The sequence below is a fragment of the Moraxella equi genome, assembly GCF_002027555.1.
In the GTDB taxonomy this organism is placed as follows: domain Bacteria; phylum Pseudomonadota; class Gammaproteobacteria; order Pseudomonadales; family Moraxellaceae; genus Moraxella; species Moraxella equi.
Genome location: NZ_MXAP01000040.1, coordinates 1 through 12,326, shown reverse-complemented (window position 1 = coordinate 12,326; position 12,326 = coordinate 1). Strand labels below are relative to the sequence as shown.

Genomic DNA, 12,326 nt, shown 5'->3' with positions numbered 1-12,326 from the left:
GTGGGGGGTTTGGGTTTTTGAAAAAGGAAAAAAAGGGGGGTGTTTTCAAAACTACCACCAAAGCAGATATCACAGTGACTGCCAAATTTGCTATAATACACGCCTTACCTAACGATTTGGGGTAGGACTTTTTTTGTGGCAATCCTTGCCATTGTAATATTAACGAGATACTAAGGAACTAATATGTGCGGTATCGTTGGGGCAATTCGTGCCCATGCCAATGTGGTCGATTTTTTAACAGACGGGCTAAAACGCCTAGAATATCGTGGCTATGATTCGTCAGGCATTGCGGTATACAGTGAGAGCGAACAAAAGATTAAACGAGTTCGTCGTGTGGGGCGTGTCGCTCTGATGGAAGAAGCGGTTAAACAAAAAGGACTGACGGGTCATATTGGCATCGGACATACCCGCTGGGCAACGCATGGCGGTGTGACCGAGCCAAATGCTCATCCACATATCTCAGGCGGGCTCATCTCGGTGGTGCATAATGGCATTATTGAAAACTTTGAAGCCGAACGTACCCGTTTAGAAGCATTGGGTTATGAATTTGAATCGCAAACGGACACCGAAGTCATCGCTCACAGCGTCCGCCATGAATACGAAAATAACGGCAAGGATTTGTATCGTGCAGTACAAACGGCATGCAGTCGTTTTCATGGAGCGTTTGCCATTGCCGTGATATGCCATGATGACCCTGCTCATATGGTGGTGGCTCGCATGGGCTGTCCGCTCCTCGTGGCATTTGGTGATGAGGAAGTATTTATCGCATCCGATGTGTCGGCAGTCATTGCCTTTACTCGTAAAGTCACTTATTTAGAAGATGGCGACATTGCTTTGTTGTCTGCTAACGGCATTGACATGCTCCTTGACAAAAATGGCGACAAAACCGAGCGTGCGGTAAAAACTTCCGAGCTATCATTGGCAAGTTTAGAGCTTGGTGGGTATAGCCACTTTATGCAAAAAGAGATTTATGAACAGCCAAAAGCGGTGGCGGATACAGCAGAGATTTTCCTAGATGGCGGTTTTGTGCCAGAGAATTTTGGCGAGCATGCCCCAGAGATTTTCTCAAAAATTAAAAGCATTAAAATCCTAGCGTGTGGTACGTCTTATTATTCGGCACTTACGGGTAAATATTGGCTAGAATCCATCGCTCGTATTCGTACGGATGTAGAGATTGCCAGTGAATACCGTTACCGTGATGTCATCGCTGACCCTGATGAACTCATCATCACGATTAGCCAGTCGGGCGAGACGTTAGATACGATGGAGGCGTTAAAATACGCCCAAGCCCAAGGGCATGAGTGCAGCCTGTCTATCTGTAATGTATTAGAATCTGCCCTGCCCCGAGCCAGTACGCTCGCCATCTATACCCGAGCAGGGGCAGAGATTGGTGTGGCAAGCACCAAAGCCTTTACTACTCAGCTTGTGATTTTATTTGGGCTGGCAGTGACACTGGGCAAACTTCGTGGACATGTGTCTGATGATGAACTGACTGGTTATGCTGATGATTTACGCCAGCTACCGGGAGGCATACAGCACGCCCTAAACTTAGAGCCACAGCTTGCGGTATGGGCAAAAGAGTTTGCCACCAAGCCGTCTGCACTGTTCTTGGGTCGTGGCATTCATTATCCGATTGCCTTAGAAGGGGCGTTAAAACTAAAAGAGCTGACCTATATCCATGCCGAGGCTTATCCTGCGGGCGAACTCAAACATGGTCCTTTGGCACTCGTTGATGAGAACATGCCCGTGGTGGTCATCGCTCCGAACGATAAACTGCTTGATAAGGTCAAAGCCAATATGCAAGAAGTCGGCGCTAGGGGCGGAGAATTGTTTGTCTTATCTGACCTTGATAGCGACTTTGCCGAAACGGACGGCGTGCATGTCATTCGCACACCACGTCATATCGGGGTGTTATCGCCCATTGTTCATACCATTGCCGTGCAACTGCTCTCCTATCATGTCGCCTTGGTGCGTGGTACGGACGTGGATAAACCCCGTAACCTTGCCAAATCAGTTACGGTGGAATAACCCTTGATTTTTGTTTGGCTTTTTATTATAATGAGCTGTTTTATGTGTCCGTGTGGCTCGGACGTGGATTGAGCTTTTCAATCTGATGATGATATGATATGCGACCTTTGAGCCATATAGAAAGGTATGAGCCTATGTCATTTATTGGAGTGTTCCATGAGTAACAAACATCCCCTAGTTCAACAAATTGAACAATCACAGCTAAAAGACCACCCTTCATTCGCCCCTGGTGATACTGTTGTGGTTAAAGTTCGTGTCCAAGAAGGCGACAAAGAGCGTCTGCAAGCCTTTGAAGGCGTGGTTATCGCTAAGCGTAACCGTGGTCTAAACTCATCTTTCACCGTACGTAAGATTTCAAGCGGTGTGGGTGTTGAGCGTGCATTCCAACTACACTCACCAATCATCGGTGGTATCGAAGTTAAGCGTCGTGGTGATGTTCGCCGTGCCAAACTTTACTACCTACGTGAGCGTTCTGGTAAGTCTGCCCGTATCAAAGAAAAATTGGGTGCCAAAAAAGACGCTTAATGTCTTATCTGATTTATCCAATCAAAACCCTGCTGACATGGCAGGGTTTTTTGTGGTTTGGCTTTATGCTCGGTTAATTCCAAAACGTGCCAATAAGCATGGAAAGCACGTCCCTTGATGGCGTTATTTTTATCACGCGCAACAAAAAACACTCAACCGAAGTTGAGTGTTTTTAAATATGGTGGCGTGGGGCAGGATCGAACTGCCGACACACGGATTTTCAATCCGTTGCTCTCCCGACTGAGCTACCGCGCCATGTTTAGCTTTATTGGCTAAGTGGTGCGTATTATATATGATTTTAAAAACTTTGCAAGCACTTTTTGCATATTTTTTGAAAAATTTTTAAAAACCCATGATTTTTACCCAAAATCCTTGCGTTTTGGGGTATGATAGCGTTTTTTGACGTGGGGGCGGACATGAGTAAATTGCAAACCAATGATTTAAATAGCGTACAAGAGTTTACAAAAAATCAGCTAATGGCGGATTTTGATGTGTTATTTGACACCGCTAATCTACCAAACCCACTAAATGAAGCGTCTCGTTATGCCATTTCCAACGGGGGTAAACGGGTGCGTCCTTTGCTTGTACTGGCGACTTTTTTGGCAGTTGGGGGGCATGTGGATACGCCTGCCTTTGGGGCGGTACGCCGTGCCATGCTTGCCATAGAGTGTGTGCATGGCTACTCGCTCGTGCATGATGATTTGCCGTCTATGGACGATGATGAGCTACGCCGTGGTAAGCCGACCTGTCATGTGGTCTATGGCGAAGGGGTGGCGGTGCTGACAGGCGATGTGTTGCAGTCGCTTGCCTTTGATGTGCTAGGCGGAGAGTATGAGCTTGGGGCGGCTGGGAATGATGTCGTGGCAAGGCTACTTGGCATACTCGCCCCCAATGCTCGGCGTATGGTGGCAGGGCAACAGGCGGATTTAAACGGTGAGCAAAAACAGCTTGACCAACATGAGCTAGAAGCCATTCACAAGGGCAAAACAGGGGCGTTAATCGTGGCAAGCGTCCTAATGGGGGCGGTGTGTGGCGGTGCGTCTGATGAACGCATGGCAAGTCTTGGCGAATATGCACGGCTTATCGGGCTTGCCTATCAGGTGCAGGACGATGTGCTAGATGTCGTGGCGGATACCCAAACGCTGGGCAAAATGGCAGGCAGTGATGAAAAACTGGATAAATCCACCTACGTCAAACTGCTTGGTGTGGGCAATGCCCGTGCCTATGCTGATGAGCTGTTTGATAAGGCAAGAAAACTAGTGGCGGATTTGGGCGATGATAATCTACTTTTGCAAATGGTGGATTGGCTACAAAAAAGGAATTATTAAACAGAGTTTTGATGTTTGGAAAAATGTCAAATTTTTAGTTTTGCGATTTAAATTAATAACTTTTTCAAGCCTGCCCCACTAATTTCCCCATTGCCTTTGGCACGCCCAGCCCGTCATGACCTTTTTGCCAAACAAAATCGGCATGCATGGCGGTTAGGGCGTGGTTGATTTTATCATAAAGCGTTTTATCAATATTTATATCAACCAATGACAAATGCCAATGAAAATGCGTGAGCGTGTGTTTAATGGTTTTGGCGTTATTGATAGGGATGTTTGGCAGATTATCCAAAATTTGACGCTCGGCAAGGCTTGGGCTTTGGGCATGGGTAAAATGTTCGTGCATGGTTTTGGCATGATATAAATCATGCGGTAAATCGCCTTGTTTGTCATTTATCATCAGCATGGGCAGGGCAAACAGCCCATCCCAAATGCCTGTGCCTGTGTTGCTTTGGCGTTTTATCCATAACAGTTTGTCATCATATATCAGGGCAAGCACGAGCGAATGGCGGTGGGGCTTGTCCGCCTTTTTGGTTTTGACAGGATAAGCGGTGGGATTGCCGTTCTTATGGGCGGTGCAGTCGTCTGATAGTGGGCAAGAGACGCAAGCAGGGCGAGTGCGAGTACAGACAGTCGCCCCCAAATCCATCATCGCTTGGGCAAACTTACCGCTATCGTGGGTGGGCGTGAGCGTGTCGGCAAGCTCCCACAGTGCCTTGTCGGTGGCGGATTTGGTGATGTCGCCATCTATGCCTGCCCAGCGTGTCAGCACCCGTTTGACGTTGCCATCACATATCACGCCACGCTCACGCACACCCATCGCCACAATCGCCCCTGCGGTGGAGCGTCCCACGCCACGCACGTTTTGCCATTCGTCTGTTGTTTGTGGAAAATGTCCATTCGTGGCGATATAATCCGCCACTTGCTTTGCTCCTTGATGTAGATTTCTTGCCCGAGCATAGTAGCCAAGCCCTGCCCATAGGTTTGCCACATCGTCCCAGTCGGCAGCTGCCAAGTCTTGTACAGTGGGGAATGTATTCATAAACCGCCCAAAATAGCCCAATACGGTGGCGACTTGTGTTTGTTGAAGCATGATTTCAGACAGCCAAACGGCATAAATGTCGGACGTGTCGGCATGATGATATTGCCAAGGCAAGTCATGGCGACCGTGCGTGGCAAACCAAGTAAGCAGGCGTAGGGCGAAAGTGGCGTGGTTCATGGGTGGGGATAAATAAGTCCAAGATAACAGGAAACGTGATTATGGGGATGATTTGCCAATTTTCCATGGGCAAAGATGTGTTTGGGATAAATATGATAAACTCAATCTTTGCCAGAGTGTCAGAGATTGAAAGCCTAGCAATCCCGATAATCCTACCGCTCACACCAAAAATCGGGTATAATGGCACGCATTTTAAGTAGCCAATACCATGTCCTATCTCTACTCATCAGGCACTCGCCCATCCCATCTGTGGGGGCTTGCCTTGGTACTGTTGTCCTGCCACAGTGCTTATGCCAATAACACCGCCGTTGCCTATGGCGATAACGTGGCGACGGCTTATGCTGACGACCACAATCACGCCCATAACCACAACGCTCATAATACCAATAGTTCAAACACTACCACCGCTTATGCCACGGCTCATGACAGGGGTTATGTGGTGGGTCAGTCCACGGGTTTGGTGACATCAGATGAGCCTGTTGGGGTTTTTGTGGGACAGCAGACGACAGCGAACACCGCCCAGAGTCTTGCCAGTTGTCCTGAGCATTTTTATGCCAATACCGCCCCGCAGTTGGTTGGCACCAAAGGACAAAAATTGGCTCGCAAAAATTACGAGCTGTGCTTTGATGGCTTTGCCGTGCTGTATTCGGGTATCTCACGCACGCCCATCTACTCTGCCGAGTATCTGGCCCGTGAACGCATTCATCAGGCACGTTCACTGGCTCGCAAAGACAGCTTTCATGAAGAGAGCCGCCTGCCTGCAAACGTGCGAGCAACGCTCAATGACTATCGCCGTTCGGGCTATGACAGGGGGCATTTATCGCCCAATGGCGACATGGCGAATCTCTCACAGCAGTTTGATAGTTTTAGCCTAGCCAACATCGCCCCCCAAAACAACGCTCATAATCGTGGCGTATGGCAAGACATCGAAAAAAACACACGAAACTTGACGGTCAAATATGGCGAGCTGTATGTCGTGACAGGTGTGGTGTTCCAAGGTCGTCAAATTGCCCAAATCGGCGATGGCGTACTGGTGCCGAGCCACTTTTTCAAGGCGGTTTATGTCCCTAGCATCAACCGTGCAGGCGTGTACTATACGCCCAATGACGAAGCAGGCGTGGTCGAGCATATCGGCCTTGCCGAGCTCTCCGAACGAACAGGCATCAATGCCATGCCGTCGCTGTCGCCACAGGTGCAGTCATCGGCTTTTAATTTACCCCCTTTGTCTGAGCATGTGGACAGCGTGGATAAAGGGGGTGATACAGAAGGTTGGCTTGCGATTTTGGTGCTGTTGGTAGAATTTGTGATGAGTTTATTAAAATAAGGTGGAGCGATGAATGTCTTTGACAATGACAGCGAAGTCCTACAAATTGGGGCTTTGACCATAGAAAATGGCACGGACAGTGTCATCATCAGTGGCGATGTGGAAATTACCAAAACGCAGGCGGGCAAGGCACAGGCACAGGCATTGCTCGACTTTGCACAGGCACTTTGTGGGGCGTTTGATGAGTTAGGCGGTCAAGATTTGCCTGCTACTGCTGACAAAGACCCATCCAAAGTAGTCATGGTAAACAACCCTTTTGAGTAGACATGCCTTAGGCAGAAACATTTTTACCAAGCACTTACAAAAAGGCAGATGGCTTACAAAATTAATGTTTGCAATTTAAAAAATCCTTGTTTATAATGGGTAAACAGTTGTCAGTACGAGTACTGACTGGCTTGGATTAATTAGATTTTTGTACACAGGAGTAAGCCATGAAATTAAACAAACTACTTGCCATCGGTCTAGGTGTTGCAGTATCTGCCAGTGCATTTGCCAATGATGATGCCATTGTGGGCAACTGGAAAATGAGTGAAAAAGGCGAAGCCAAAGCCATCATCAACATCAGCAAGTCAGGCAGTGGCTATCAAGCTGTGATGACCAAAGGCTTGACCGAAAAAGCCAAAAAGCGTGAAGGCACGACCGTCATCAGAGACATCAAAGCCCAAGGTGGTGGCAAATATGCAGGTAAAGGCAAACACCCAACCCTGCCCATCTCAGGCACTGCCAACATCACGCTAAATGGCAATAACATCGCCATCAAAAGTAAAGCAGGCACGCAAACGGGCGTCAGACAGTAACCAAAGGCTGATTTAAACAGTCAAACACACAAAACCCCACTTCGGTGGGGTTTTCTTATAGGGCATTCTCGTCCGTCTCGCCCGTGCGAATGCGAATGACTTGCTCTAATGGCGTAACAAAAATCTTGCCATCGCCAATCTTACCTGTGTTGGCGGTATCAATAATGGCACCAATGACGCCATCAACCATGTCATCAGCACAGGCGATTTCTAGTTTGACTTTTGGTAAAAAATCCACCACATATTCCGCCCCACGATACATCTCGGTATGTCCTTTTTGGCGACCAAAGCCTTTGACTTCGGTGATGGTAATGCCGTTTACGCCAATGTCCGACAAGGCTTCACGGACATCGTCCAGTTTAAAGGGTTTGATAATGGCGGTAACAAGTTTCATAAAAATCCTTATTGGCAAGTAGCTTTTGTCATTATATGACAATTTTGGCAAAAATCCAACAACACCCACGCCAATTCTGATAGAATAATGATTATTTGACATTTAAAAAGGCATACTCATGGCAAATTATACAGTCATCGGCTTGGGCGGTTCTGGGCTGTCTGCGGTCAATTTTCTGGTAAATCAAGGACATACGGTTGCCGTTACGGACGGTAATTTCCCCCCGTTGGCGGACAAATTGCCAAGCGGTGTGGCGACTTATTTTGGCGGTATCAATGCTGATATTTTACTTGCTTCGGACAAAGTCGTCATCAGTCCTGGCATCGACCCCACCACGCCTGCCATAGCCCAAGCCATAGAGCAGGGCGTAAGTGTGGTCAGCGATGTACAGGTGTTTATTGAAAATCTAAAAAAGCGAGACACGGACAACGGCACGCATACACCCATCATCGCCATTACAGGCTCCAACGCCAAATCCACCGTAACCACGCTGGTCGGACTCATGGCAGAAAAGTCAGGCAAAACCGTGGGTGTGGGCGGTAATATCGGCACACCTGCCCTTGATTTATTAAACATTGACGGCATGGACATGGCGGTGCTTGAATTGTCGAGCTTTCAGCTTGAAATGATGAGTGAGCTTGGGGCAGACGTGGCGACCATTTTGAATTTATCTGCCGACCATTTGGACAGACATGGCGATATGGCAGGGTATCTTGCCCAAAAATTACGCATTTTTGATAATGCCAAAAATGCCGTGGTGTGGCTGGACGACAAAAAACTTGCCCGTGCCTGTATCGCTCATTTGCCCAAACACGCCCAAATGATAAGCACGTCAGGGGAGATTGGCGAGGGCTTTTCGGCGGATTTTTGTTTAAAAGGCGAAACGGACGAGCATGGCGAAACCATTTGGCTGTGTCATAATGGCGAAAAACTCATCTCATCTGATGAAATCTTGATTAAGGGCAAACATAATTTGCTTAACGCCTTATCCGCCTTAGCCTTGGGCAGTGCCGTGGGGCTTGACATGAATGCCATGCTTGATGTGCTACGGACGTTTATGGGCTTGCCACACCGCTGTGAATATGTGGCGGACGTGGGTGGCAAGGTGTATTTTAACGACTCAAAAGGCACGAACATTGGAGCGACACTCTCCGCCATTGATGGGCTTGGGGCGGTGTATGGGGAGCAGTCGCTTGCCTTGATTTTGGGCGGTCAGGGTAAGGGGCAGGATTTTGCTGAGCTTATCCCTTTTGCCGAACAGTTTGCCGACAGCATTTATCTTATCGGACAAGACGCCGATTTGATACAAAAAACGTTGGCAAACAACCCTGATTTGGCAAGCAAAATGACACAAGCAGGCACACTTGAAAAGGCGGTAAAGCTTGCCAGTCAAAGCTCTGCCAAAGTCGTACTACTGTCGCCAGCGTGTGCAAGCCTTGACCAATTTAACAGCTATAATGAGCGTGGTGAGCGGTTTGTGGGATACGTCAAAGCGTTGGCGTGATTGGACGGTGGTTATTAGCATGGTCAATCACATGCTTTTGGGCAGGTTGTGGGGGCAAACTGCAATTTGCCCTATGATGGTGCATTGACTTTGCCAAGGTATACCTAACGAATTTGATATTTACCACAGGCTTTGTAGGGACTGGCTCCGCACATCCTTTGATAACATACCAATTTTTATAGGCGTGCACAGCACGCCCCTACGCCAGACATTATTTGAATTTGTGGTATATTTTTGCCTTATAATTTAGACAACACCAAACCCTACCCAAATCCTACGCAATTTTTGCCCAAGCCTTTCTAATTTCCCCAAATTTTTGTTAAATAATCAAGCATTTAGCAGAGATTTGGTTTATAATATAGCCCCCAAATTTTCCCAAGCATTGCCCTGTCATGAGTTTTTTTAACATCCCCACGACGATAGCTACATCGCCCTATGTACCGTCTGTTCGGACGGTGTTGATGACGAGTCTGTTTTTGTTGCTGTCCATGAGTCTTTTGATGATGGCGTCAGCGTCAGTGCCGTTTGCGATGACCAAAGGCTTGTCGCCCATGACTTTCTTTTATTCACAGGCGACTTATATTGTTATCGGTTTGTTGGCGGGCATGGTGGTGTATCGCTTTCCTTTGAAGTGGTATTTTGAAATTGGGCTGTTGGTGTTGGCATGGCTTGTGGCACTGTTACTGTTGATAGTGACGCTAATAACAGGGACGGTCATTAATGGTTCACAGCGATGGCTTGACTTTGGGGTGTTTAATTTTCAGACGTCCGAATTTGTCAAACTGCTGATGGTGTTGGTCATTGCTGACTATGTGGTCAGACGGTCGGCAGAAGTGCGAGGCAGTCTGATTGCAGGGTGGCGACTGACGGTGTGGTATTTGCCGATGATTGCCCTGATTTTGTGGCAACCTGACTACGGTTCGGTGGCGGTGATTATCGCCACAGCGAGCATTATTTTGTTTGTCAGTGGGGTGCCATTACCGCATTATGTGGCGTTGGTGTCGGCGGTGTTCGTGCCTGCACTGGTTTATGGACTGCTGTCATCGGATTATCGTAAAGAGCGACTCATGTCGTTTTGGGAGCCGTTTGATGACGTGCAGGACACCGATTATCAGCTGTCTCGCAGTCTGATAGCCTTTGGGCGGGGGGAGTTTGACGGGGTGGGCTATGGCAACAGCGTGCAAAAATTATCGCACCTGCCCGAAGCTCATACCGACTTTATTCTAGCCATCACGGGCGAAGAGTTGGGCTTTTTGGGGGTGGCGTTTGTGTTACTGCTTGAGGTGCTGATTGTGGCGACGATTATGAGAATCAGCCATACCGCCCTAAAACGTCGCCAACTGCGTCTTAGCTACATGGTATTTGGGTTTGGCGTGGTGATTTTTGGGCAAGTGCTGATTAATGCAGGCATGAACATGGGGCTTATGCCAACCAAAGGCTTGACCTTGCCATTTTATAGCTTTGGCGGTTCGTCCATGCTGATGGCACTTATCATGATTGCCATGATTTTAAAGGCGGACAAAGAAAGCGAGCGAATTTATCTGGAAAATAAAAACAGAGAGTATTAAAAGAGTTGGGGTGTTTAAACCATCCCCAATGTTGCCCCTTGTAACACGCCATTATCCCAATGACGAGTCGCCCACATAAGTATCGTGTCGGGCGTCTCTTTTTGTAGTTCTGTTGGCGGATTTTGCCCGAGCAAGGTTAGAGCGGTAAAGAGTAAATCGCTCACTTTATCAGGCGTGGTGGTGTCTATCGGTGTGGCAAGGTTTTGTTTGGAGAGTTTTTGTCCGTCATGATTGACAAGTAGGGGCAGATGATAAAAATAGTGAGGCGTGGGAAGGAGACATGCTTTGGCGATACAGAGCTGGGCGACCGTCATCGGCATGATGTCAAGCCCCCGCATGACGTGCGTTATTCCTTGCAAGCCGTCATCAATGGTGCAGGCGAGTATGTAGTTTATCATGCCGTTTTGGCGTTTGACGACCACATCGCCAAGACTTTTGGCAGGGTTGTCCCATATCACGCCTTGTATGCCGTCAAAAAAGGCGGTCAGCACGTCAGGCAGGCACAGACGGATTTTGTTGTCGCTTAGGTTTTTGTGCAGGCATAATCGGGGGTAAATCGGAGCAAGGTGTAAATCCTTGATATTAACGTCATAAAAGCCCACCGCAGGTATGGATAGGGCGGATAGCTCCTTGCGAGAGCAGGTGCAGTGATAGGTGATGTTTGATAAATGAGCAAGATACTCATCATAAATATCTGTGCGTTTGGATTGAAATAGGATTTCGCCGTCCGAGTATAGTCCCAAATTATCCAAATCGGTCAAGATAGAGACAGCATAATCAGGCTTACACCGCTCAAAGTCCACGTCTTCAATCCGCACAAGCCACTGTCCGCCCAATGACTTGATATGGCAATAACTTGCCAAAGCGGTACACAGTGACCCCAAATGCAACGCCCCAGTTGGGGACGGGGCAAAGCGACCGATAATGGGGCGTGGGTTCATGGCAGGCTTAGTGTCCGTGATTTTGCTTTTCTTTCATCTCGGACATGGTTTTGCAGTCAATGCACTGCGTGGCGGTGGGGCGAGCTTCTAGGCGTTTTAGCCCAATCTCCGTGCCACACGTCTCACAAAACCCATAATCGCCTGTCTCAATCTCCGCCAGTGATTTGTCAATCTTACGCACCAGTTTACGCTCACGGTCTCGGGTGCGTAGAGCGAGGGCAAACTCTTCTTCTTGGGTGGCACGGTCATTGATGTCCGCTATTGCCCCTGTCTCTTCGTTAATGTAGTCCTTAGTGCGTTCGGCTTCGGCAAGTAGTTCGGTTTTCCAATTTACCAAAATCGCACGAAAATGCTCCAACTGAGCGTCCGACATATATTCTTCGTCTTTGGCAGGGGTGTAGGGGGTGAAAGTGGCGTTTGCCATGCGTTTATCCTTTAAAAACGGTCAATTTGACCAAGCATGAAAAAAATTAACACTCAAAAAATTGCGTCCTAAATGGGGATATGTTTGGATTTTTCAAGTGGGGCGTGTTGAATGTTGGTATTTGCAATGAAAAATGAGAAAAATCGCACGTTTTTCAAGGAAAAAGTGAAGTTTGATAGTCGTTCTATCAAACGAGCTTTTGACGATGAAAAACAAGATTTAGTCATTTTTCATGCAAAAATTGATTAAATTATCAAATTTTTACCCCACTCTCAAC

The 12,326-nt window shown here is 47.8% G+C and carries 14 protein-coding genes and 1 tRNA gene; 10 read left to right on the top strand and 5 right to left on the bottom strand.

The window, feature by feature from the left end; translation table 11 throughout:
* The first annotated feature begins 183 nt into the window (after positions 1–183).
* From glmS to B5J93_RS13465, 3 genes are all read left to right on the top strand, one after another.
* On the top strand, positions 184–2,028 hold the full coding sequence (gene glmS / locus B5J93_RS04190) for a glutamine--fructose-6-phosphate transaminase (isomerizing) (protein ID WP_079324882.1): 1,845 nt from the start codon (positions 184–186) through the stop codon (positions 2,026–2,028).
* Positions 2,029–2,184: 156 nt separating this feature from the next.
* Positions 2,185–2,553 carry a 50S ribosomal protein L19 gene (gene rplS, locus B5J93_RS04185; protein WP_062501004.1) on the top strand — a complete coding sequence of 123 codons (369 nt, stop codon included), beginning with the start codon at positions 2,185–2,187 and terminating at the stop codon, positions 2,551–2,553.
* On the top strand, positions 2,534–2,671 hold the full coding sequence (locus tag B5J93_RS13465) for a hypothetical protein (protein WP_158080682.1): 138 nt from the start codon (positions 2,534–2,536) through the stop codon (positions 2,669–2,671). Before rplS ends, B5J93_RS13465 begins: the two co-directional genes overlap by 20 nt.
* A gap of 61 nt (positions 2,672–2,732) precedes the next feature.
* Here B5J93_RS13465 and B5J93_RS04180 read toward each other — a convergent pair.
* Positions 2,733–2,808 (bottom strand) — tRNA-Phe (locus tag B5J93_RS04180).
* A 131-nt stretch (positions 2,809–2,939) separates the two neighbouring features.
* Here B5J93_RS04180 and B5J93_RS04175 point away from each other — a divergent pair.
* Positions 2,940–3,881 carry a polyprenyl synthetase family protein gene (locus tag B5J93_RS04175; protein ID WP_079324881.1) on the top strand — a complete coding sequence of 314 codons (942 nt, stop codon included), beginning with the start codon at positions 2,940–2,942 and terminating at the stop codon, positions 3,879–3,881.
* Between the two features lie 64 nt (positions 3,882–3,945).
* On the opposite strand, the gene mutY is transcribed toward B5J93_RS04175, so the two are convergent.
* Positions 3,946–5,097 (bottom strand): A/G-specific adenine glycosylase, encoded by a 1,152-nt coding sequence (mutY, locus tag B5J93_RS04170; RefSeq protein ID WP_079324880.1) that lies wholly within the window; start codon positions 5,095–5,097, stop codon positions 3,946–3,948.
* Between the two features lie 208 nt (positions 5,098–5,305).
* Between mutY and B5J93_RS04160 the strand changes: the two genes are divergently transcribed.
* The 3 genes from B5J93_RS04160 (at position 5,306) to B5J93_RS04150 (ending at position 7,218) form a co-directional block, all read left to right on the top strand.
* On the top strand, positions 5,306–6,421 hold the full coding sequence (locus B5J93_RS04160; RefSeq protein WP_079324876.1) for a DNA/RNA non-specific endonuclease: 1,116 nt from the start codon (positions 5,306–5,308) through the stop codon (positions 6,419–6,421).
* 9 nt (positions 6,422–6,430) lie between these two features.
* Positions 6,431–6,685 (top strand): hypothetical protein, encoded by a 255-nt coding sequence (locus B5J93_RS04155; RefSeq protein ID WP_079324874.1) that lies wholly within the window; start codon positions 6,431–6,433, stop codon positions 6,683–6,685.
* Positions 6,686–6,852: 167 nt separating this feature from the next.
* Positions 6,853–7,218 (top strand): DUF2147 domain-containing protein, encoded by a 366-nt coding sequence (locus B5J93_RS04150; RefSeq protein WP_079324872.1) that lies wholly within the window; start codon positions 6,853–6,855, stop codon positions 7,216–7,218.
* Between the two features lie 55 nt (positions 7,219–7,273).
* Here B5J93_RS04150 and glnK read toward each other — a convergent pair whose 3' ends face one another.
* On the bottom strand, positions 7,274–7,612 hold the full coding sequence (glnK, locus tag B5J93_RS04145) for a P-II family nitrogen regulator (protein ID WP_029102928.1): 339 nt from the start codon (positions 7,610–7,612) through the stop codon (positions 7,274–7,276).
* A gap of 118 nt (positions 7,613–7,730) precedes the next feature.
* On the opposite strand from glnK, the gene murD reads away from it, so the two are divergent.
* Complete coding sequence (murD, locus tag B5J93_RS04140; protein WP_079324870.1) at positions 7,731–9,116, top strand: UDP-N-acetylmuramoyl-L-alanine--D-glutamate ligase; 1,386 nt, start codon at positions 7,731–7,733, stop codon at positions 9,114–9,116.
* A 392-nt stretch (positions 9,117–9,508) separates the two neighbouring features.
* The gene (locus tag B5J93_RS04135; protein ID WP_079324868.1) at positions 9,509–10,684 is read left to right on the top strand and encodes an FtsW/RodA/SpoVE family cell cycle protein; all 1,176 of its coding nucleotides are present in this window, start codon (positions 9,509–9,511) and stop codon (positions 10,682–10,684) included.
* Between the two features lie 14 nt (positions 10,685–10,698).
* Here B5J93_RS04135 and gluQRS read toward each other — a convergent pair whose 3' ends face one another.
* The gene (gene gluQRS / locus B5J93_RS04130; protein ID WP_079324866.1) at positions 10,699–11,625 is read right to left on the bottom strand and encodes a tRNA glutamyl-Q(34) synthetase GluQRS; all 927 of its coding nucleotides are present in this window, start codon (positions 11,623–11,625) and stop codon (positions 10,699–10,701) included.
* Between the two features lie 7 nt (positions 11,626–11,632).
* On the bottom strand, positions 11,633–12,049 hold the full coding sequence (gene dksA / locus B5J93_RS04125; RefSeq protein ID WP_079324864.1) for an RNA polymerase-binding protein DksA: 417 nt from the start codon (positions 12,047–12,049) through the stop codon (positions 11,633–11,635).
* Between the two features lie 126 nt (positions 12,050–12,175).
* Here dksA and B5J93_RS14180 point away from each other — a divergent pair, with 126 nt between their 5' ends.
* Positions 12,176–12,298, top strand: a complete 123-nt coding sequence (locus tag B5J93_RS14180) for a hypothetical protein (RefSeq protein WP_265734201.1) — start codon at positions 12,176–12,178, stop codon at positions 12,296–12,298.
* Positions 12,299–12,326: the final 28 nt, after the last annotated feature.

What these genes read in the sequence shown, in the direction of transcription:
- glmS (WP_079324882.1), top strand. Translation starts at nt 184, where the DNA reads ATGTGCGGTATCGTTGGGGCAATTCGTGCCCATGCCAATGTGGTCGAT.
- rplS (WP_062501004.1), top strand. Translation starts at nt 2,185, where the DNA reads ATGAGTAACAAACATCCCCTAGTTCAACAAATTGAACAATCACAGCTA.
- B5J93_RS04175 (WP_079324881.1), top strand. Translation starts at nt 2,940, where the DNA reads ATGATAGCGTTTTTTGACGTGGGGGCGGACATGAGTAAATTGCAAACC.
- mutY (WP_079324880.1), bottom strand. Translation starts at nt 5,097, where the DNA reads ATGAACCACGCCACTTTCGCCCTACGCCTGCTTACTTGGTTTGCCACG.
- B5J93_RS04160 (WP_079324876.1), top strand. Translation starts at nt 5,306, where the DNA reads ATGTCCTATCTCTACTCATCAGGCACTCGCCCATCCCATCTGTGGGGG.
- B5J93_RS04155 (WP_079324874.1), top strand. Translation starts at nt 6,431, where the DNA reads ATGAATGTCTTTGACAATGACAGCGAAGTCCTACAAATTGGGGCTTTG.
- B5J93_RS04150 (WP_079324872.1), top strand. Translation starts at nt 6,853, where the DNA reads ATGAAATTAAACAAACTACTTGCCATCGGTCTAGGTGTTGCAGTATCT.
- glnK (WP_029102928.1), bottom strand. Translation starts at nt 7,612, where the DNA reads ATGAAACTTGTTACCGCCATTATCAAACCCTTTAAACTGGACGATGTC.
- murD (WP_079324870.1), top strand. Translation starts at nt 7,731, where the DNA reads ATGGCAAATTATACAGTCATCGGCTTGGGCGGTTCTGGGCTGTCTGCG.
- B5J93_RS04135 (WP_079324868.1), top strand. Translation starts at nt 9,509, where the DNA reads ATGAGTTTTTTTAACATCCCCACGACGATAGCTACATCGCCCTATGTA.
- gluQRS (WP_079324866.1), bottom strand. Translation starts at nt 11,625, where the DNA reads ATGAACCCACGCCCCATTATCGGTCGCTTTGCCCCGTCCCCAACTGGG.
- dksA (WP_079324864.1), bottom strand. Translation starts at nt 12,049, where the DNA reads ATGGCAAACGCCACTTTCACCCCCTACACCCCTGCCAAAGACGAAGAA.
- B5J93_RS14180 (WP_265734201.1), top strand. Translation starts at nt 12,176, where the DNA reads ATGAAAAATGAGAAAAATCGCACGTTTTTCAAGGAAAAAGTGAAGTTT.